The organism is Mesosutterella faecium, assembly GCF_022809315.2.
GTDB classification, from domain to species: domain Bacteria; phylum Pseudomonadota; class Gammaproteobacteria; order Burkholderiales; family Burkholderiaceae_F; genus Mesosutterella; species Mesosutterella faecium.
Genome location: NZ_JAKZJU020000001.1, coordinates 1227017 through 1246361 on the forward strand (window position 1 = coordinate 1227017; position 19345 = coordinate 1246361).

17 protein-coding genes are annotated in these 19345 nt (G+C 65.4%); 13 read left to right on the plus strand and 4 right to left on the minus strand.

All coding sequences use genetic code 11. The annotated features are described in order from the left end of the window. The first annotated feature begins 11 nt into the window (after nt 1-11). From MUN46_RS05740 to trhA, 4 genes are all read left to right on the plus strand, one after another. Nucleotides 12-926 (plus strand): polyprenyl synthetase family protein, encoded by a 915-nt coding sequence (locus MUN46_RS05740; protein ID WP_243376682.1) that lies wholly within the window; start codon nt 12-14, stop codon nt 924-926. A 56-nt stretch (nt 927-982) separates the two neighbouring features. Then, nucleotides 983-2863 carry a 1-deoxy-D-xylulose-5-phosphate synthase gene (gene dxs, locus MUN46_RS05745; RefSeq protein WP_243376683.1) on the plus strand — a complete coding sequence of 627 codons (1881 nt, stop codon included), beginning with the start codon at nt 983-985 and terminating at the stop codon, nt 2861-2863. Between the two features lie 102 nt (nt 2864-2965). Continuing rightward, nucleotides 2966-3991, plus strand: a complete 1026-nt coding sequence (murB, locus tag MUN46_RS05750) for a UDP-N-acetylmuramate dehydrogenase (protein ID WP_243376684.1) — start codon at nt 2966-2968, stop codon at nt 3989-3991. Nucleotides 3992-4228: 237 nt separating this feature from the next. Continuing rightward, a complete protein-coding gene (gene trhA / locus MUN46_RS05755; protein WP_243376685.1) occupies nt 4229-4900 on the plus strand; it encodes a PAQR family membrane homeostasis protein TrhA in 672 nt (223 codons plus the stop codon). Nucleotides 4901-5047: 147 nt separating this feature from the next. Here trhA and MUN46_RS05760 read toward each other — a convergent pair whose 3' ends face one another. Together MUN46_RS05760 and rpsT are read right to left on the minus strand one after the other, a co-directional pair. After that, nucleotides 5048-6235, minus strand: coding sequence for a metallophosphoesterase (locus tag MUN46_RS05760; protein WP_243376686.1), 1188 nt, complete (start codon nt 6233-6235; stop codon nt 5048-5050). Nucleotides 6236-6540: 305 nt separating this feature from the next. Beyond that, nucleotides 6541-6810, minus strand: a complete 270-nt coding sequence (gene rpsT, locus MUN46_RS05765; protein WP_243376687.1) for a 30S ribosomal protein S20 — start codon at nt 6808-6810, stop codon at nt 6541-6543. A gap of 248 nt (nt 6811-7058) precedes the next feature. Here rpsT and murJ point away from each other — a divergent pair, with 248 nt between their 5' ends. Continuing rightward, complete coding sequence (gene murJ / locus MUN46_RS05770) at nt 7059-8609, plus strand: murein biosynthesis integral membrane protein MurJ (protein WP_243376688.1); 1551 nt, start codon at nt 7059-7061, stop codon at nt 8607-8609. Between the two features lie 5 nt (nt 8610-8614). Here murJ and MUN46_RS05775 read toward each other — a convergent pair whose 3' ends face one another. Further along, nucleotides 8615-8884, minus strand: coding sequence for a hypothetical protein (locus MUN46_RS05775; RefSeq protein ID WP_237978063.1), 270 nt, complete (start codon nt 8882-8884; stop codon nt 8615-8617). A 179-nt stretch (nt 8885-9063) separates the two neighbouring features. Here MUN46_RS05775 and aroC point away from each other — a divergent pair, with 179 nt between their 5' ends. From aroC to asd, 5 genes are all read left to right on the plus strand, one after another. After that, complete coding sequence (gene aroC, locus MUN46_RS05780) at nt 9064-10125, plus strand: chorismate synthase (protein WP_243376689.1); 1062 nt, start codon at nt 9064-9066, stop codon at nt 10123-10125. Between the two features lie 124 nt (nt 10126-10249). After that, nucleotides 10250-11677 (plus strand): 3-isopropylmalate dehydratase large subunit, encoded by a 1428-nt coding sequence (gene leuC, locus MUN46_RS05785; protein WP_243376690.1) that lies wholly within the window; start codon nt 10250-10252, stop codon nt 11675-11677. Between the two features lie 25 nt (nt 11678-11702). Next, the gene (gene leuD / locus MUN46_RS05790; RefSeq protein ID WP_243376691.1) at nt 11703-12365 is read left to right on the plus strand and encodes a 3-isopropylmalate dehydratase small subunit; all 663 of its coding nucleotides are present in this window, start codon (nt 11703-11705) and stop codon (nt 12363-12365) included. Nucleotides 12366-12480: 115 nt separating this feature from the next. Continuing rightward, the gene (gene leuB / locus MUN46_RS05795) at nt 12481-13557 is read left to right on the plus strand and encodes a 3-isopropylmalate dehydrogenase (RefSeq protein ID WP_243376692.1); all 1077 of its coding nucleotides are present in this window, start codon (nt 12481-12483) and stop codon (nt 13555-13557) included. 214 nt (nt 13558-13771) lie between these two features. Continuing rightward, nucleotides 13772-14905, plus strand: coding sequence for an aspartate-semialdehyde dehydrogenase (asd, locus tag MUN46_RS05800; RefSeq protein ID WP_243376693.1), 1134 nt, complete (start codon nt 13772-13774; stop codon nt 14903-14905). Between the two features lie 372 nt (nt 14906-15277). On the opposite strand, the gene MUN46_RS05805 is transcribed toward asd, so the two are convergent. Then, nucleotides 15278-16678, minus strand: coding sequence for an ISNCY family transposase (locus MUN46_RS05805; protein ID WP_285230533.1), 1401 nt, complete (start codon nt 16676-16678; stop codon nt 15278-15280). Nucleotides 16679-16919: 241 nt separating this feature from the next. Between MUN46_RS05805 and MUN46_RS05810 the strand changes: the two genes are divergently transcribed. From MUN46_RS05810 to MUN46_RS05820, 3 genes are all read left to right on the plus strand, one after another. Then, nucleotides 16920-17723 (plus strand): hypothetical protein, encoded by an 804-nt coding sequence (locus tag MUN46_RS05810; RefSeq protein ID WP_243377523.1) that lies wholly within the window; start codon nt 16920-16922, stop codon nt 17721-17723. 7 nt (nt 17724-17730) lie between these two features. After that, nucleotides 17731-18516, plus strand: a complete 786-nt coding sequence (gene truA, locus MUN46_RS05815) for a tRNA pseudouridine(38-40) synthase TruA (RefSeq protein WP_243377522.1) — start codon at nt 17731-17733, stop codon at nt 18514-18516. A gap of 89 nt (nt 18517-18605) precedes the next feature. Beyond that, nucleotides 18606-19289 carry a phosphoribosylanthranilate isomerase gene (locus tag MUN46_RS05820; protein WP_243377521.1) on the plus strand — a complete coding sequence of 228 codons (684 nt, stop codon included), beginning with the start codon at nt 18606-18608 and terminating at the stop codon, nt 19287-19289. Nucleotides 19290-19345: the final 56 nt, after the last annotated feature.

Genomic DNA, 19345 nt, shown 5'->3' on the forward strand with positions numbered 1-19345 from the left:
GGAGACGGAGCATGACTTCATTTGAAGACTGGGCGCGGGAAAGGCGCGGACATTTCGAAGCGGCGGCCGAGCGGGCGCTGCCCGCGGGCGTTTTCCCGGAACTGCTGCAGGAGGCGATGCGCTGGTCGGTCCTCGGAGGAGGAAAGCGCGTGAGGCCCCTGCTCGCCTATGCGGCGGGCGAACTCACCCAGGCGCCTGAGCCTGCGGTTGACGCCGCTGCTCTCGCGCTTGAATTCATCCACTCCTATTCGCTCGTCCACGACGATCTGCCCTGCATGGACAACGACTCCCTGCGGCACGGCAGGGCCTCGACCCACGCGAAATACGGCTTCGCCGAAGGCGTGCTCGCGGGCGACGCGCTTCAGGCTGAGGCTTTTCGGGTGCTCGCTTCGGTCGCTGTGCCAGGGGCGAGGCTGCAGCGGCTCGTGCGGCTGCTCGCCGAAGGCGCGGGGGCGCGCGGCATGTGCGGCGGGCAGTGGCTCGACATCAAGGCGACGGGCGCAGGGGTGTCCGGCCCGGGCCTTGAAGATCTGAAGCGGCTGCACGCGATGAAGACCGGAGCGCTTATCCGCGCGGCCGTCCTCATGGGCGCGGCCAGCGGCGAGGAGCGGCTGGCCGTTCCGGAGCTTTTCGAGGCTTTGTCTCGCTACGGCTCCGCGGTAGGGCTTGCCTTCCAGATCGTCGATGACATTCTGGACGTGACGGCCGACACGGCGACGCTTGGCAAGTCCGCGGGCAAGGACCGCGAGGAAGGAAAGGCGACCTACGTGTCGCTGCTCGGGCTGGACGAGGCCCGCAGGCTCGCCGCCGAGGCGGGAAGGGAGGCCGCCGCGGCCCTGGACGGCCTCGAGCGCGATCCGCGCTACGCCGGAAAGACAAGGCGGCTTGAAGAGCTCGCGCGCTTTGTGGTGTCGCGAGGCCGCTGAAAGGAGCTCATCCGCCTGAAAAGGAAACAGGCTTAGAGAAAAAGGTCCAGTCAGTCATGGGGAATCTGCTTGATTCGATCAGGAGCCCGGAAGACCTGCGAAAGCTTCCGGAGGAGAAGCTCCCGGAACTTGCCGCTGAGCTTCGAGCCTTCATTGTGGAGTCGGTTTCGAAGACCGGGGGGCACCTCGCCTCGAGCCTCGGGGCGGTGGAGCTTGCCATTGCGATCCACTATGTGTTTGATACGCCCGACGACCGCCTGGTCTGGGACGTGGGGCATCAGGCCTACGCGCACAAGATCCTCACGGGGCGGCGCGAGGCGATGAAGGGGCTGCGCCAGACGGGCGGCATCTCTGGTTTTCCGCGCCGCAGCGAGAGCCCTTTCGACGCCTTTGGAACCGGGCACTCCTCCACCTCGATTTCAGCCGTGCTCGGAATGGCCGTGGGCTCCTATCTTTCCGGACACAGGGACCGCTGGCACATCGCGGTGATAGGCGACGGGGCGCTCACGGGAGGCATGGCAGTCGAGGCGCTGAATGACGCGGGCTCCTGGAAGGACCGCATCCGGCTGCTGGTGATCCTCAACGACAACAACTACTCGATTTCAGCCCCGGTCGGAGCCCTTTCGCGCAACCTAACGAAACTTGTCTCCGCCCCCGCCTTCATGGGGGCGAGGGAGCGCTCCAAGCGCCTTCTCTCCTCAGTCCCGCACCTGTGGGACCTCGCGAAGCGGATGGAAAAGCAGGCCGTGAATTTCTTTTCCCCGCCTTCTTCCCTTTTCTCGACTTTCGACCTTAACTACTTCGGACCGGTGGACGGGCACGACATCGGCTACCTCGTGCGGGTGCTGCGCAACCTGAAGGAGCTGCGCGGCCCGATGGTGCTGCACGTGGTGACGAAAAAGGGCAAGGGCTATCCGCCCGCGGAAGCCGATCCTACGGCTTACCACGGCGTGGGCTGCTTCGACCCCGTGCACGGAATCGCGAAGGCGCCTGCCTCAGGTCCTTCCTACAGCGCGGTTTTCGGGCGGTGGGCCTGCGACACGGCCCGCAGGGACCCGCGCTTTTACGCGATCACGCCCGCCATGCGCGAGGGCTCCGGGCTGGTTGAGTACGCCTCGCTCTATCCCGAGCGCTTCCGCGACGTCTCGATCGCTGAGCAGCACGCCGTCACCTATGCGGCCGGGCTCGCATGCGAGGGCATGAAGCCCGTGGTGGCGATTTACTCGACATTCGCGCAGCGCGCCTTCGACCAGATCGAGCACGACGTCGCGTTGCAGGGCCTGCCGGTTCTTTTCGCCGTGGACCGGGCGGGCATCGTTGGCCCGGACGGCACCACGCACCATGGCTTTTTCGACATTCCCCTTTTCCGGACGCTGCCGGGCGTGACCATTTTCACTCCGTCGGACGAAAACGAGGCGAGGCTTGCGCTCAACACGGCCTACAGTCTGGACTCGACCACCATGGTGCGCTATCCCCGCGGCAAGGGGCCTGGAGCCCCGGTGTCGGCCGGCTTTGAGACGATCCCGGTCGGAAAGGCCCGGACGCTGCGGGAGATCCAGCCCGGCGTCCCCGCCGGGCAGCGCGTCATTTTCCTCGCCTTCGGCTCGATGGCCTGGCGGCTTCAGAAAGCGGCCGAGGAGCTGGGCGCGGGACTCGTTGACATGCGCTTTGCAAAGCCCCTCGATGAGGAGGCGGTGCTCAAGGCGGCCCGTTCCTGCGACTGTCTGGTGACGGCCGAAGAGGGGGCGCTTGAAGGAGGCGCGGGCGACGGGACGCTGGAGCTGCTCGCCTCGCACGGCCTGTCGCCCCGGGTGCTGCAGTTCGGGATTCCGGACCGGTGGGTCCCGCACGGCGCAACCGAGGATCTGATGCGGCTCTGCGGACTCGACACGGACTCCGTCGTGCGGCGCGTGCGCGAAAGACTGGAGCTTCCTTAAGGGGGGCCCCGGGGGGCCCAAAAAGGAGTGCGGCGCGGCAGCGGCTTTCTGTTAAAGTATTCTTTTCACTTCGCGCGATAAAACACGATTTCCAGACCAGCCATGCAGATTGAGAAGAACGTTTCCGTCGGGTCTCTCACCACCTTCCATATCGAGGCGAAGGCCTCCCGGCTTCTCACGCTCAAGAGCGAGAACGAGCTGCCCGCCCTGTGCGAGGCGTTCAGGGCCGAAAAGGGCGCGGCCAGGCGGCCGCTTATCCTCGGGGCGGGCTCCAACGTGCTTTTCACGGGCGACTACGACGGGCTTGTGGCGGTGAACCGTCTTACCGGCGTGCGCGAGCTCGAGCCGGGCCCGGAGGGCGAGTACCGCTTCCGCGCGGCCTCGGGCGAAACGATGGACCATCTCGTGCGGATGCTCACCCTTTCGGGGCACCCGGGACTCGAGAATCTCATCCTCATCCCCGGTTCCGTGGGCGGGGCCGCGGTGCAGAACATCGGGGCCTACGGTCTCGAGGCGGCTGAGCGGATCGAGTCCGTCGAAGTTTTCGATCTCGAGGACGGCAGCCGCCGCGTCCTGTCCTGCGAGGAGTGCGACTTCCGCTACCGCGACTCCGTTTTCAAGCGCCCGCAGGCGGCCTCGTGGCTTGTCACCGCGGTCACGTTCTCGCTGCCCGCGCCCCGGGCCTGGCGCCCCGTCACGGGCTACAAGGGGCTGGCGGCGGCGCTTGAAGGAAAGCCTCTGGACGCGGCCGCCGTGATGCACGCGGTCGAGGCGCTCCGGCGCGCGAAGCTTCCGGATCCCGAGACGGTCGGCAACGCCGGATCCTTCTTCAAGAACCCGGTCATTCCGGAGCTGCAGGCCCGGGCCCTGCTCGAATCCTATCCGAGCCTCGTCTCCTACCCGCTTGGCGGCCGGCGCACGAAGCTGGCCGCGGGCTGGCTCATCGAGGCCGCGGGCTTCAAGGGCGCATCCGTGGGCGCGGCCGCCGTCTGGGACCGGCAGGCGCTCGTCCTCGTGAACCGCGGCGGGGCCACGGGCCGGGATGTCGAGGCGCTCTGCGGCCGCATCGTCGAGGGCATCGAGCGGAAGTTCGGCGTGAGGCTCACCCCTGAAGTCGTGATTCTCTGAAGCTTTGCATCAAAACGCTTCAGAAGCCGGCTTTTACCGCATTTTGTTTACAAACAAACACAAAAAATAGGGTTAACCCCTAAAACTGGGTGCGTTTACAGGGCGGCCGTCCCGTCACAATGCTTTTTTGCCAGCCCAAGGAAGGGTTTCCCCGGACAAAGATCGGACAAGTCCGGTCTGCTTTGTAAGGGGAAAGCCCGGTTCCTCTGGCATTTCATTGTGAGTGAGGGAAGCAAAATGGCAGGCCAGGCCGCTTTTTACACATTTGGCGAAGAAGTCGCCAACAGCGTCACGCACGGCGTCGCGGCGCTGCTTTCGATTGCGGGTCTCGTCGTCATGGTGACCTTCGCGGCGCTATGGAGCCGCTCCGCGGTGGACGTCACCGCGGTGGCGCTCTTCGGGGCCTCGATGATCATCCTTTACACCGCCTCGACGCTCTATCACGCGATTCCCCGGCGAAAGGCGAAGGCGAAGAAAGTCTTCCAGGTCTTCGACCACGCTTCGATTTACCTGCTGATCGCGGGCAGCTACACGCCCTTTTGCCTGATCACGCTTCAGGGGACCCGCGGCTGGGTGCTGTGCATCGTGGAGTGGGTACTCGCCGCCATTGGCATCGCCCTGCAGCCGGTCCTCATGAAAAGGGGCGATTTCATCAACTGCCTCATCTACCTGCTGATGGGCTGGCTCGTCCTTGTCGTGATCAAGCCCCTGGTCGAGGCGCTGCCCGCGGGCGGCATCGCGCTGCTGGTGGCCGGCGGCCTCGCGTACTCGGCGGGAGTCTTCTTTTACGTGAAGGAGCGCATCCCCTTCCACCACGCGATATGGCACGTCTTCGTCTTCGCGGGGACGCTGCTGCAGTTCTTTTCGGTGCTCTTTTACGTGCTGCCGAGCAGCTACGTCTCGGCCTGAGTCCGAGGCAGGGGGCGGCTGAAGGTCCCTTCAGAGCGCCCCAGGGCTTTTAGCGCGGGGAAAGAAAAGGCGCTGCCTTTCCGCAAGGGAAGGGCCGCGCCTTCGGCGTCTTTGAGCCGGGGCCCGGCGGGGGGCCGGACCCCTCGTCTATTTCGATGTCTGCGCCGAGCGCAGCGTGATCAGGGTGAGTTCCGGGGGAACGCCCAGGCGCATCGGCGCGCCGCTCCACAGGCCGAAGCCCGCGCTCACGTAAAGGGGCATGCTCCCGAACCGGTACAGGCCGTGGACGTAGCCGTGGTTCTGAAGGGCGACCATCGGCCAGAGAAAGAGCATCTGGGAGCCGTGGGTGTGGCCCGCGAGCTCGAGGTCCACCTTCCAGCGCGGATCGGCCTGGGGGGCGGGATCCTCCGGGCGGTGGATGAGCGCGATGCGGAGCGCGTCGGGGGCGGCGCCGGACAGCGCCTTCGAAATGTCAGGCCCCGGAAAGCCGCGCAGCTCTCCGGAGCGGTCCGTGAGGCCGGCCACGGTGACCGCTCCGCCCCGGAGCGTGAGGCGCATCGAGCTGTTCTCAAGCAGCGGCAGCCCCAGGCTGCGGTAGCACTCGCGCCAGGCCGCGAAGTCGACGTAGTAGTCGTGGTTGCCCGGCACCATGACGACCGGAGCACTCTTTTGAAGTCCGGCGAGAACCCTGACGTCGGCGAGCCTCGCCTGCGGCGTGCCGTCGGCGATGTCGCCCGTCACCACGATGAGATCGGGCTTCAGGGTCTGCGCAGCCCCGACGATCCTCACGATCCGCCTGTGGGCGAACAGGGGCGAGAGATGCACGTCGGTGAGCTGCACGATCCGAAGGCCGTCCATCGAGGAGGGAAGACGGGGAATCGGAATCTCGACCTCGCGGATGAGGGGCAGGCGCTGGGTTTGCCAGGTTCCGTAGGCCGCGCCCGCGAAGGCGAGGAAGGCGAAGAAGGCGGGAAGGGCTGCTGAACGCTTCCGCTCGGGTGCGAAGGAAAGGCTGAAGGAGTCGCCCGAAATCCGGCGGCGGATTTTTCCTGCGGCCCAGCGCAGAGAGAGCCACAGGTCGCGCAGCACGAGCAGGAGCGTCTCAAGAAAGGCCGCGGAGAAAAAGAAGCCTGAGACGACAATCGCGATGTGCATGCCGTCGCCCCAGGGCCTCGTGATGCCCATCACGACGAGGATCGGGTAGACGGCGTAGGACAGGGCGGCCAAAGCGGCGGAGGCAATCTGCAGCAGGCCTCTGCCCCGCAAAAGGCAATAGGTCCTAAGCGCCGTGTAAAGGCCCAGCGCGCCAAGCGCCCAGTAGTAAGAGGTGTACATGTCTCGAAGTCCCCGGAGTCCGCGGCGGCGAAGAAAACACCGGCAGGCCGCGGCTCTGTTGAAGGATGCGGAAATTTTATCTTCGCGAAGCCGCCCCCGCCAGCCCGCAGCAGCCCCGGATTCCTGCGGACCGAGGGGCTTTTGAGGGGATAAACGCTCGGGCTTTCCCCCTCTCCGGCCCGGTGCCGCTTCAGGGACCGGCCGACAAAAAAGCCTCCGGTCCTTGAAGGATCAGAGGCTTTGGCGCTGTTTTTTGCCGGCGTGGGGCAGTGAGCTGCCCCGGGCCGGCCACAAAAAAAGCGGGATTACTTCGCGGCGATCGCCTTGATGGCGGCCGACAGGCGGCTCTTCTGGCGGGCGGCGGCGTTCTTGTGCAGAACGTGGCGGCAGGCGAGGCGGTCGAGGATGCCGGAGGTCTTCTTGAACTCTTCGGCGGCGGCAGCCTTGTCGCCGGCGGCGACGAGCTTCTCAACCGCCTTGATGGCGGTGCGGTAGCGGGTGCGCTGGGCGGTGAGGCGGAGATTGTGTTCGACGGCCTGGCGGACGCGCTTGCGGGCCTGTTTGGTGTTAGCCATTTTTCAGTTTCCTTTTAATTTGCCCGGTGGAATCTCGATCCCAGTGGGGCTTATGAGTAAAAAAGATTTTCCGAAGCCCGGAAAACCCGAAAGAATGAATTATGTCAGAAAAAGCGGTCGAAGGCAAAGTCTGCGACAGCGCCCAAAGCAGGAGAAAGCGCCGAAGGGTAGACTAAGCCATCCATTTTTTCCAGGAGGCATGGGCGCGGCCGCCTCCGTTGCGCCTGCGCCCCGTTTGTCTTTTCGCCATGAGTCTGCTTCGATCCGCCGCCTCGGTTTCGCTCCTGACGCTTCTGTCGCGCATCACCGGCGTGATCCGTGACATGCTGATCTCCCGCTATTTCGGCGCGACGATCGAAACCGATGCCTTCTACGTCGCCTTCAGGCTGCCCAACATGCTGCGAAGGCTCTTTGCCGAAGGCGCTTTCCAGCAGGCCTTCGTCCCCATGGTGGCCTCGGTGCGGGCGACCGAGGGCGAGCAGCGCACCAAGACCTTCGTGGACCATGTCTTTTCAGTGCTCGCCCCCTCGGTGGTGGCCGTGAGCATTCTCGGGGTGCTGTTCGCCCCCGTGCTCGTCTGGCTCATCGCCTCGGGCCTCGCCTCGGATGCCGGCGGCTTTGCCCTTGCCACCTCGCTCACGCGCTGGATGTTCCCTTATATCGCCTTCATGAGCCTCGTGGCGATGAGCGCCGCGGTGCTCAACACCTACCGGAAGTTCCGGGTGCCTGCTTTCACGCCGGTGCTGCTCAACCTGTCCTTCATCGGCTGCTCGCTGCTGCTCGCCCCGCACCTGAGCCGTCCGATCTACGCGCTGGCCGCAGCCGTGATCCTGGGCGGCTGCCTGCAGCTCGCCTTCCAGGTTCCGGCCCTGCGCCGGATCGGAATGATCCCGAAGTTCGGCAGCCTTCGCGAGGCCGCCGGCGACAAGGACGTGCGCTCGGTGCTCAAGCTGATGGCCCCGGCGCTTTTCGGCGTGGCGGTGGCCCAGCTCTCGATCCTCATCAACACGAACATCGCCTCGCACCTGTCGCGCGGGGCGGTCACCTGGCTGCACTACGCCGATCTTCTCATGGAGTTCCCGACGGCGCTGCTCGGGGTGGCGCTCGGCACCGTGATGCTCCCGTCGCTGTCGGCCGCGCACGCCGCCGGCGACGAGGCCCGCTACAACGGGCTGCTCGACCACGGGCTGCGGCTTGTGGTGCTTTTCGGCATCCCCGCGGCCGTGGGGCTCTTCGCTCTGGCCGAGGGGCTGGTGGCGTTTCTCTTCGGCGGCCGCGCCTTTTCCGGCGCGGACGTCCTGCAGACCTCCTACGGCGTGGTGGGCTACTCGGTGGGGCTGATCGGCCTGATCGCGCTCAAGATCGTGGCTCCCGCCTTCTATGCGAGAAAGGACATCAGAACCCCGGTGAAAGTGGCCGCGCTCAGCCTCGTCTGCGTCCAGGCGATCAACCTCGTGTCGGTGCCGCTTTTCGCGCAGGCGGGCCTCGCGCTCTCCGTGGGGCTGGGCAGCCTCGTCAATTCCGGCACGCTCCTCTATCTGCTCGGCAGGCGGGGCATCTACCGGCCGCTGCCGGGCTGGGGAAAGCACTTTTTCAGGATTTTCGCCGCGTCCTTCATGATGCTCGCGGTGCTGCTGGGGCTGCAGTGGGGCGAGCACTGGTCGCAGCTGTCCGACCCCTGGCTGGTGCGGGCCGGGAAAGTGCTCGGGATGGTCGCGGCCGGAGCCGCGGTGTACGGCGCGGGGCTTCTCCTGCTGGGCTTCAGGCCCCGGGACCTGAGGCCCCCGCGCGGCTCCTGAAAGCTTCAGGCCGCTTCATCTTCCGCTTGCCCGAAGGGATAGGCGCGCGGGTAGGCGAGCAGCTCGTCCTCCGAGAAAAGGTCGAGTCCCGAGGCTCCGCAGCGGGCGGTGTTCACCGCGTAGTTGAGCTTGGCGTAGACCTCGGCCACACGGTCCTGCAGGATTTCATCCGCCTCTTCGGGGTGCTTTGCGAGCTCTTCGATGGCGGCGTCCAGCGCTTCGCGGGCGTCCGTGAGAGTGGCTTCCAGCCATTCGGTCTGAATCGGTTCTGCCATGGCGGTTTGCTCCTGTCTTGAGTCATGAAGGGCCCCTCGGGGCCGCTTTGTCGCCGAAAGTCTAAAACAGAATCGCTCGAAAGTCCGTAGAATCGTCCGGCAACAGGCTTTCCGAGGCGCGGGGCGGGGCTTTGTCCCCCGGCGCTCCCGGGCCGGCCGCAGAAAGGAGAATAAAGCTTATGTCAGGATCCTCGATGGGACGCATATTCACCGTGACCAACTTTGGGGAAAGCCATGGTCCGGCGATAGGCTGCGTCGTGGACGGCGTCCCCGCGGGCCTCGAGCTCGCTGCCTCGGACATCCAGCAGGAGCTCGACCGCCGCCGTCCCGGCACGAGCCGCTTTGTCACGCAGCGGCGCGAGGCCGACGCCGTGGAGATTCTCTCCGGGCTCTACGAGGGCCGCACCACGGGTTCGCCCGTCGCGCTGCTGATCCGCAACACAGACCAGAAAAGCCGGGACTACAGCGCGATCGCCGACAAGTTCCGGCCCGGACACGCCGACTACGGCTACTTCACGAAGTACGGCTTGCGCGACCCCCGGGGCGGCGGCCGAAGCAGCGCGAGGCTCACTGCCCCCACGGTCGCGGCCGGCGCGATCGCGAAAAAGTGGCTTGCGAGGGAGTTTGGCACGGTCGTCCGCGCCTGCGTGACCCAGGTGGGGCCGGTGAGCTTTCCGGTCGAGGACTGGGCGCAGACCGGCGCGAACCCCTTTTTTGCGGCCACTGCCCGCGGGGAGCCGCTGCATGAGGCCGCGGAGCTTCTTGATCAGCTTCGGCGCGAAGGCGACTCGATCGGCTCGAGGCTGCGGCTTGAGGCTCTTCACGTCCCCGCGGGGCTGGGAGAGCCCGTCTACGACAGGCTGGACGCGAGGCTCGCCTTCGCGCTCATGGGGTTGAACGCCGTGAAGGCGGTCTCGATCGGAGAGGGCTTCGGCGTCTGCGGCATGCGCGGCAGCGAAAACAACGACGAGATGACCTCCGGGGGCTTTCTCACGAACCACGCGGGCGGAATTCTGGGCGGGCTTTCGACCGGAGAGCCCATCGTGGCCGAGCTCGCAGTCAAGCCCACGCCCTCCATCCGCCGCGAGCAGCGGACGCGCAACGAGGCCGGGCGCGAGGTGCTCATCTCCACCACCGGCCGTCACGATCCCTGCGTGGGGCTGCGGGCCGCGCCGGTCGCCGAGGCGCTCGCCGCCATGGTGCTCATGGACTTCGCGCTTCTGGCCCGGTGCGCGCGCTGAGCCGCCTGTGCGCCCGCATTGTTAAAATCAGGCATCGCCAGTCAAGAATTTTTATGCCGGGCGGTTCCCGCGTGCTGCGGGAATCCGGCCGCCCGTACTATTAGGAAAGCGGAAAAAAGACCCTATGACAGCCAAGACTCTCTACGACAAGCTCTGGGACGAGCACGTGGTGTCCGCCAAGGCGGACGGCACAACGGTTCTCTACATCGACCGCCACCTGATCCACGAGGTGACCTCTCCCCAGGCCTTCGAGGGGCTCGCCGAAATGAAGCGCAGGCCCTGGAGGATGAGCTCGGTCGTTGCAACGACCGACCACAACACGCCCACCACGGGCTGGGAGAAGGGACTCGACGGGATCGTGGATCCGGTCTCGAAGCTTCAGGTGACGACGCTCGTCGACAACATGAAGAAAAATCCTCCGGCGGGCTTCTTCCCGTTTCTGTCCCGCCGCCAGGGCGTGATCCACGTGATGGGGCCTGAAGAGGGGGCGACGCTGCCGGGCATGACCGTGGTCTGCGGCGACAGCCACACCTCGACGCACGGGGCGTTTGCCACGCTCGCGATGGGCATCGGCACCTCCGAGGTCGAGCACGTGCTCGCGACGCAGACCCTCATCACCCGCAAGAACCGCAACATGCTGGTGCGGGTGGAGGGCGAGCTGCAGAAGGGCGTCACCGCCAAGGACATCGCCCTCGCCTTCATCGGCAGGGTCGGCACGGCCGGCGGCACCGGCTGCACGATCGAGTTCGCGGGGTCGGCCATCAGGTCGCTTTCCATGGAAGGCCGCATGACGCTGTGCAACATGGCGATCGAGGCCGGGGCGCGCTCCGGGCTCGTCGCCGTTGACGAAAAGACGATCGAGTACCTGAAGGGCCGGCCGCTCGCGCCCGAGGGAGCCCTCTGGGACCAGGCGGTCGAGTACTGGAAGACGCTCAAATCCGACCCGGACGCGCACTACGACCTCGTGGTCGACATGCGGGCCGAGGAGATCGAGCCCATGGTGAGCTGGGGCACTTCCCCGGAGATGGTCGCCCCGATTACGGGCGTGGTTCCGGACCCGAAGGACCAGCCCGATCCGGTGAGGCGCGAGGGCTGGGAGCGGGCGCTCGCCTACATGGATCTGAAGCCCGGCACTCCGATGACCGAGATTTCCCCGGACCACGTGTTCCTCGGCTCCTGCACGAACGGCCGCTATGAGGACTTCAAGGCCGCGGCCGAAGTGATCCGCCGGATGGGCGGCCGGAAGGCTGCGGGCATCGTCCAGGCCCTCGCCGTTCCCGGCTCCGGCCTTGTAAAGGAGCAGTGCGAGCGCGAGGGGCTTGACCGGGTGTTCACCGAGGCCGGCTGGGAGTGGAGGATGCCGGGCTGCTCGATGTGTCTCGCGATGAACGCCGACCGGCTCAACGCGGGCGAGCGCTGCGCCTCGACCTCCAACCGCAACTTCGAGGGCCGGCAGGGCAGGGGCTCGCGCACGCACCTCGCCAGCCCGGCGATGGCGGCCGCGGCGGCCATGGCGGGCCACTTCGTGGACATTCGCAAGATTCTCAAGTAATTCGGACGGGAGGAAGGATTCCATCATGCAGCAGTTCATTCGCCACACGGGGCTGGTCTGCCCGCTCGATCGCTCGAACGTCGACACGGACGCCATCATCCCCAAGCAGTTCCTGAAGTCGATCTACCGCACGGGCTACGGCCCGAACCTCTTCGACGGCTGGCGCTACCTCGACCGGGGCGAGCCCGGAATGGACAACAGCCGCCGGCCCCTCAACCCGGACTTTGTGCTGAACAAGCCCCGCTACAAGGGGGCCGAGATCCTGCTTGCCCGCAAGAACTTCGGCTGCGGATCCTCGCGCGAGCACGCGCCCTGGGCGATCCTGCAGTACGGCTTCAAGGCGGTGATCGCCCCGTCGTTTGCGGACATCTTCTACAACAATTCGCTCAAGAACGGGCTCGTGCTGGTCACGGTGGACGACAAGACCCTCGACCGGTATTTCCGCGACTGCGAGGCGCACGAGGGCTACAGGCTCACCGTGGACCTCGAGCGGTGCGTCGTGGTGGAGCCCGACGGCACGGAAACCTCCTTTCCCTTCAACGAGTTCCGCCGCGAGGCGATCATGAAGGGGCTGGACGACATCGGCATCACGCTCTCCACGCAGGTGGACAATATCCGCGCCTTCGAGCAGAAGTGGCTGGCCGAAAAGCCCTGGCTTGTGAAGAAATTCCCCGCCGGGCTTGACTGAGGGCGGGGCCGCAGGCCGTTTCAGACGGGGAAAAGGGGCCTCGCGAGGCTTCTCCTTCCCTTCCGTGAAAGCAGACGCATCAAGCATCGTTATCGAAAAAAAGCAGAAGAGAGAAATGACAAAGAAAATTGCAGTGCTCCCGGGCGACGGGATCGGTCCCGAAATCATGGATCAGGCCGTCAAGGTCCTCAAGGCCCTGGGCGAGAACTTCGAATACGAGTACGCCGACGTGGGCGGCGTCGCCTACGCCCGCCACGGGCACCCGCTGCCCGAGCAGACGCTCGCGCTCGCGAAGTCGGCCGACGCCGTGCTCTTTGGCGCCGTGGGCGACTTCAAGTACGACACGCTCGAGCGCAGCCTCCGCCCCGAGCAGGCGATTCTGGGACTGCGCAAGAACCTCAACCTCTTTGCGAACCTGAGGCCCGCGGTGTGTTATCCGGAGCTCGTGTCCGCCTCCACGCTCAAGCCCGAGGTGGTGAGCGGGCTCGATCTCGTGATCGTGCGCGAGCTCACGGGCGACGTCTACTTCGGGCAGCCCCGCGGCCGCCGGCTTTCTCCCGACGGAGCCTTCAAGGGCGCGGAAGAGGGCTTTGACACCATGCGCTACAGCCGCCCGGAGATCGAGCGCATCGCTCACGTGGGCTTCAGGACGGCCATGCAGAGGAAAAAGCATGTGACCTGCGTCGACAAGAGCAATGTGCTTGAAACCTCGCAGCTCTGGCGCGAGGTAGTGACCGAAGTCTCGAAGTCCTACCCCGAGGTGAAGCTCGACTACCTCTACGTCGACAACGCCGCGATGCAGCTCGTGCGCGCGCCCACCACGCTCGACGTGGTGCTCACCGGCAACCTCTTCGGCGACATCCTGTCCGACGAGGCCGCGATGCTCACCGGCTCGATCGGGATGCTCGCCTCGGCCTCGCTCAACGAAAAGGGCACCGGACTTTTCGAGCCCTCGCACGGCTCGGCCCCCGACATCGCGGGCAAGAACATCGCCAACCCGATCGCGACCGTCGAGTCCGCGGCGATGATGCTGCGCTACGCCTTCCATATGGACGAGCAGGCCGACCGCGTTGAAAACGCGATCAAATCCGTGCTCGCCGCCGGAATCCGCACCGGGGACATCTGGAGCGAGGGCTGCCGCAGGGTGAGCTGCTCGGAGATGGGCGACGCGATCCGCGACGCCCTGCGCTGAAGACAAGCCGGGGGCAGCCCCGGCAGGCCGGCATCCTGAAGAGCGCCCGAAGCAGTAATTCTGCTTCGGGCGTATTCTTAATACTCAGCGGCGGCCGGACAGGCGTCACGCGCGGACCGGCCGCCGCTTTGGCGCACAATAAACGAAAGAGAGCCGCGGCGGGCAGCGCCCTTTTCTTTTTTCCGCGGCCTCACGAAAAGAGGGGGAAACAGCCATGATTCTCGGTATGGTGGGCTGGCGCGGCATGGTGGGCTCGGTGCTCACGAGCCGCATGCAGCAGGAAAACGACTTCGCGCTGGCCGACAAGGTGCTTTTCTATTCCACTTCCAACCCGGGCGGCGCGGCTCCGGCGCTGCCGAACGGCGAGCCGCGTCTTCTTGACGCGAACAGCCTGGAGGACCTCGCGCGCTGCGACGCGATCATCACCTGCCAGGGCGGCGACTATACGAAGGCCATTCATCCGAAGCTGCGCGAAGCGGGCTGGAAGGGCTACTGGATCGACGCCGCGAGCGCCCTGCGGATGGACGACAACGCGGTGATCATTCTCGATCCGGTGAACGACGCGGTGATCCGCCGCGCGCTCTCCGAAGGCGGTCTCGACTACATCGGCGGAAACTGCACGGTCTCGCTCATGCTGATGGCGATGGACGGGCTCATCCGCGAGGATCTGGTCGAGTGGGTGAGCTCCATGACCTACCAGGCGGCCTCGGGCGCGGGCGCGAAGAACATGCGCGAGCTGCTGCTGCAGATGGGGGCGCTCTACGGCTCCGTGAAGGACCTGCTCGCCGACCCGAAGTCTTCCATCCTTGAAATCGACCGCCGCGTGAGCGCCGAGTTCCGCAGCCCGGACTTCCCGAAGGAGGCTTTCGGCGAGCCGCTGGCCGGTTCGGTGCTGCCCTGGATCGACAAGGAGCTTCCCAACGGCATGTCGCGCGAGGAATGGAAGGGCGGAGCCGAGGCGAACAAGATTCTCGGCCGCCCCTACCAGCCCGCGCCCGGCTCCATCATCGTCGAGGGGCTGTGCGTGAGGATCAGCTCGATGCGCTGCCACAGCCAGGCCCTCACCGTGAAGCTGAAGAAGGATCTTCCGGTGGAGGAGATCGAGGCGAAGCTCGCGGCGGCCAACCCCTGGGTGAAGGTGATCCCGAACCACAAGGAGGTGTCGCTCAAGGAGCTCTCGCCTGCGTACGTGGCGGGCACGCTTTCGGTGCCGATCGGGCGCATCAGGAAGCTCGCCATGGGGCCGGAGTACATTTCCGCCTTCACGGTGGGCGACCAGCTGCTTTGGGGCGCGGCCGAGCCGCTGCGCCGCATGTGGCGGATCCTCTGCGGCTTTAAGAAGGCTTAAGGCCGTCCGGGGGAAAAGTTCTTCCCGGCGGGATTTCCGCGCGGCTCGAGGGGCGGGCGAAAGGCTTTCGACGGCTTTCGGGCCGCGAAAGCCTTTCGCTTTCCGCCTCCGGGAGGCCTCCCGTGTGTTAGAGCAAAGGGAAAATGTCACATGCCAGCACAACGGGACTATGTCACACCCTAGCAAAGCGATTATGACACCAAAAATTCTCCGCCAAAGACAGAAATTGAGAGCCCCCTGGGGCCCTTTATCGTCTTCATGGAGAACACCCTGCCCACGCTCTGTCGGGCGCTCGCCTCAAATGGGCTGAAGCCCGTGCGGGCTGTGGGCAGGTTGGGAAAAAAGATCTTCTGAGAGCCTGTGTTGATTTCATTATTTGCCAGATCTGTTTTTCCGCTGCTTCAGCTTTTCTTCGAGTTCACGGGCCTTTTGGTCACGCTCTTTTCTCTGGGCCTGCCGTTGCTTCGCTTCAGCCATTTCGCATTCCAGCTTCATGACGAAGCCGTTGGGTCGCAAATCTTCCTTCTCAATGATTCGATCCAGGCATGCGTCTATGGTCTTCGATGACTCAAGGTATTCCGTGCGCTCGAGCGTTTTTCTTTTCCGGGCTTCAAAGCAGAGCAGATGTTCTTTGCCCCGTGCATCCCGGTAGACCATTTCCGGCGCACGGCCATCCGGGTACTCGATGACGCTGACTTTCTTGCCCATCAGCTCAAACTTCCGAGCGCTCGCATTCTTGAGCTGCAGGATCGACCCCCCGAAGGAGACGCTCAGAGATTTGCTCAGAACGCGTTCGTGCCACCAGGCGCATATGCGTTCAATCTCGGGCATACTTTCTTCAGCCACCGCACAGTTTGCGCTCAGGGGTTCTCTTGGGTCGATTCCAAACCGCTGATTGAAATCCCTGATCAGTTCGTCCATGCGCTGATTGGCGGTGGCCATGTCTTCGATTCCCATGACCCTGAACTCATGCGGCCAGCGCCCCTGCAGCGTCTTGAACAGGCGTTCTATCCGGCCTTTTGCCTGCGGGCTCTGAGCGAATATCTGCTCGATCTGAAGCTTGTCGCAGACTCTCTGAAACTGTGTGCCCTCTACATTTTTGGACCGGCCCTGAGCCAACGCGCGGAAAGTGCCGTGCCGATCGCTGTATAGCGCAAGGGGGATTCCGTGCGCCCTGATGTATTGGAGCAGCACGGTCATATAGCCCGCCGCGGTCTCCGAGGGAAAGAACCCGGCAGCGGCGATTCTGCCGGTCGCATCGTCAATGAACGCGATTAATGAGCACTCTTTCTGACCGGGGCCGAACCATCTGTGCGGGCTGCCGTCGATCTGAACCAGCTCGCCGAACCTTGACCTTCTGCGCCTCAGAAAATGACCGGCTCTTCTGAGCCCCTGCTCTGAGGCCTGAGGGCTGAGTTCTCTCAGAATCTTTCGAACAGTTTCCTTCGACACTTTGATCCCTTCGTTTTTCACAAGGTACTGAGTCAGGAGCGTCGGAGGGAAATCCTGATATTTTGTAACTGCCAGTTCTATGATTTTTAAACGAATATCGTCTGGCAGGCGGTTGCTCGGGGGCCGCCCTTTGTTGCCATGGGGCGGATCTGCGGCTTCGCCCCTTTTCCAGGCGGCCAGCCTGCGATAGAACTGGCGAATGCTCAGCTTCATCGCTTTGGCTGCCTCCGGCACCGAGAGCAGGCCGTAGGCGACCTGTTCGAAAATCTCCTCTGTGCCGGTCTGGGACTTCGGGGCTCTTTCAGGAAGCGAGTTTTTCATGTGCGACTCCTAAAAAACAGGCTCTCTGAAGTGATTGTGTGACAAAATCGCTTTGCCGGGGGCTGTCATGCAGATTGCCGGCTTATGACAGAGTCGCGTTGCCGGACCATGACATAGTCCCGTAGTTTTCCGTGACATTATCGCGTTGCTCTAACACCGGGAGGCCTCCCGTGACGCCGCGGCTCATTTCCGGCTAGGATAGTGGGCGAGTTTTCCCTTCCAACGACCGCACAGAAGGATCATGATGAAAATCCGAAACCTGATGCTGGGAGCGGCGCTGGCCGCGGCCTCGCTGTCGGCTTACGCCTCGGGGCAGCCGAACGAGCCGCCTGAGGCTGCGCAGTCCGCCGCAGCCGGGCAGGGCGCGCAGCCCCCGCTGTCTGCGCCGGCGGCCTCGCCTGAGGCCCCTGCCGCGGCTTCCGCCGGGGCCTCCGTTCCGGCCGTGAGCCACAAGCCGGAGCCGGTCGCGGAAGAGCCCCTTCCCGCCTGGCCCTTTTACGCGGCGGGGGGCGCTGCGGTCCTCGCGCTTGCTCTGGTCCTTGTCCTTCGCCGCCGCAGGCACAGCGAGCTCGCGGGCGTGCGCAACGCCCAGGCTGATTTCTGGAATCCGATCCGCTTCGTGCCATTCCATAAGGACTCGAAGCCCCTGCCGCAGGCGGGCTCCGGCCCCGAGCCCGGGCTAGAGGCGGTGGAAAAGACCGTAGAGGCGGTGATGAAGGCCGAGGCCGAAGAAAGGCAGCGCCGCGGAGGGCCCGAGGGCGGGGCCGCCCCCGAAAGCGGCCCGGACGGCGCCGGACAGGCGGCGGAGACGGCGCGGGCCGTCAGGATCGATCCCCGGCGGGCGCTGGTGGAGCTGCTGGAGGCGAAGGTGAAGCTCTCGCGGGACTTCATCGCCCGGGGCGCGGTCAAGGAGGCGCGGGAGCTCGCCGAGGACGTGCGGCGCGAGCCCTCGGCGCCCGAACCGCTCAAGGCCGAGGCGCGCGAGATCCTGCGCGAGCTGGGGCCTGCGCCCCGTCCCAGCGCTCCGGTTGAAAAAGAGGACTGAAAAGGCCATGCGGGTCGCTTTGGGGATCGAGTACGACGGCCGGCCTTTCAACGGCTGGCAGGTGCAGCCGGATCTGCCGACGGTGCAGGCCGCCCTTGAGCGGGCGCTCTCGCGCTTCTGCGGAACGGGGCAGGCGGTTGCCACGATCTGCGCGGGCCGCACCGACACCGGGGTGCACGCCACGGGGCAGGTGGTTCACTTCGACGCCCCGGTCTCGCGCCCGATGAGCTCCTGGGTGCGGGGCACGAACGCCTTTCTGCCTGAAACGGTCGCGGTGCGCTGGGCGCGCGAGGTGCCGGAGGATTTTTCCGCCCGCTTCTCCGCCTCCGAGCGCACCTATGAATACTGGATTCTCAACGATCCGGTGCGCTCCCCGCTTCTGGCGGGCCGCGCCGGATGGTGCTTCCGGCCCTGCCGGGAGGAGCTCATGCGCGAGGCCGCGCGGCCGCTGCTCGGCCGGCACGACTTCACGAGCTTCCGGGCCGCGGAGTGCCAGGCGAAAAGCCCCGTGCGGACGCTGCGCGAAGTGACGATCGCGCGGCGGGGCCGGCTCATCGGCATCCGCCTTCGCGCCGACGGGTTCCTGCAGCACATGGTGCGCAACATCGTGGGCAGCCTCGTCTACGCGGGGATCGGGCGCGTGCCGCCCGAATGGGTGGGCGAGGTGCTCGAAGCCCGCGACCGCAGCAAGGCCGCCCCGACCTTTTCGCCCGCGGGGCTCTATCTCACCGGCGTGCTCTATCCGGGCCGCGGCCTGCCTGAAAAAGGCGAAAGTCCCTTCTGGCCGCTTTGACGGCCGGCCTCTTCGTTTCCTTTGAAAAAAATTACTGACTGGGCTTTCTTTTTAAGCGGGGAGTTCCCGCGCGAAAGCCCCTGGAGTGCATGATGCAGGGCAGCTTCTTAAAAAATTTGAGGGCCGGGCGCGTGCAGGTGAAGATCTGCGGATTCACCCGCCCGGAAAACGTGCGCGAGGCGGCGGCGCTTTCAGCCGACGCCTTCGGGTTCGTTCTTTTCAGGAAAAGCAGGCGCTTCGTTCCCGAGGAGGCCCTTGAGGCGCTGCTCGCGGAGGTCCCGCAGCGGATCACGCCGGTGCTGCTGCTCGTCGACCCCGAGCCGGAGCAGGTGCTGAGGCTTTCAAAAAAGTTTCCCCGCGTGATGCTCCAGTTCCACGGGGGCGAATCGAGGGCGCTTTGCGAGCTCTCGGGCCTTCCCTACATGAAGGCCGTGCATTTCAGACAGCCGGGCGACCTCGCGCGGGCCGCGCGGGACTATCCGACGGCCTCGGGGATTCTCGCCGACTGCCCGGCTCCGGACGCAGCGGCGGCCCCGGGCGGCAACGGCGCCGCCTTCGACTGGGAGGCGGCCCGCGCCGAGGCTGCGGGGCTTCCCCTCCCGCTCGTGCTCGCGGGGGGGCTCAACGCCTCGAACGCGCCGCGGGCCGTGCGGCTGCTGCGGCCCGCGGCGCTTGACGTGAGCAGCGGGGTGGAAAAATCTCCCGGAATTAAGGATATGATTAAGGTAGAACAATTTCTGGTTTCGGCCCGGAGCGCAGCGAACCTCGCGTGAGGCTTCAGGCCGTCCTGCCGGTCGGGAAAAAAGGAATTTCCGGCCGTATTTTTCAG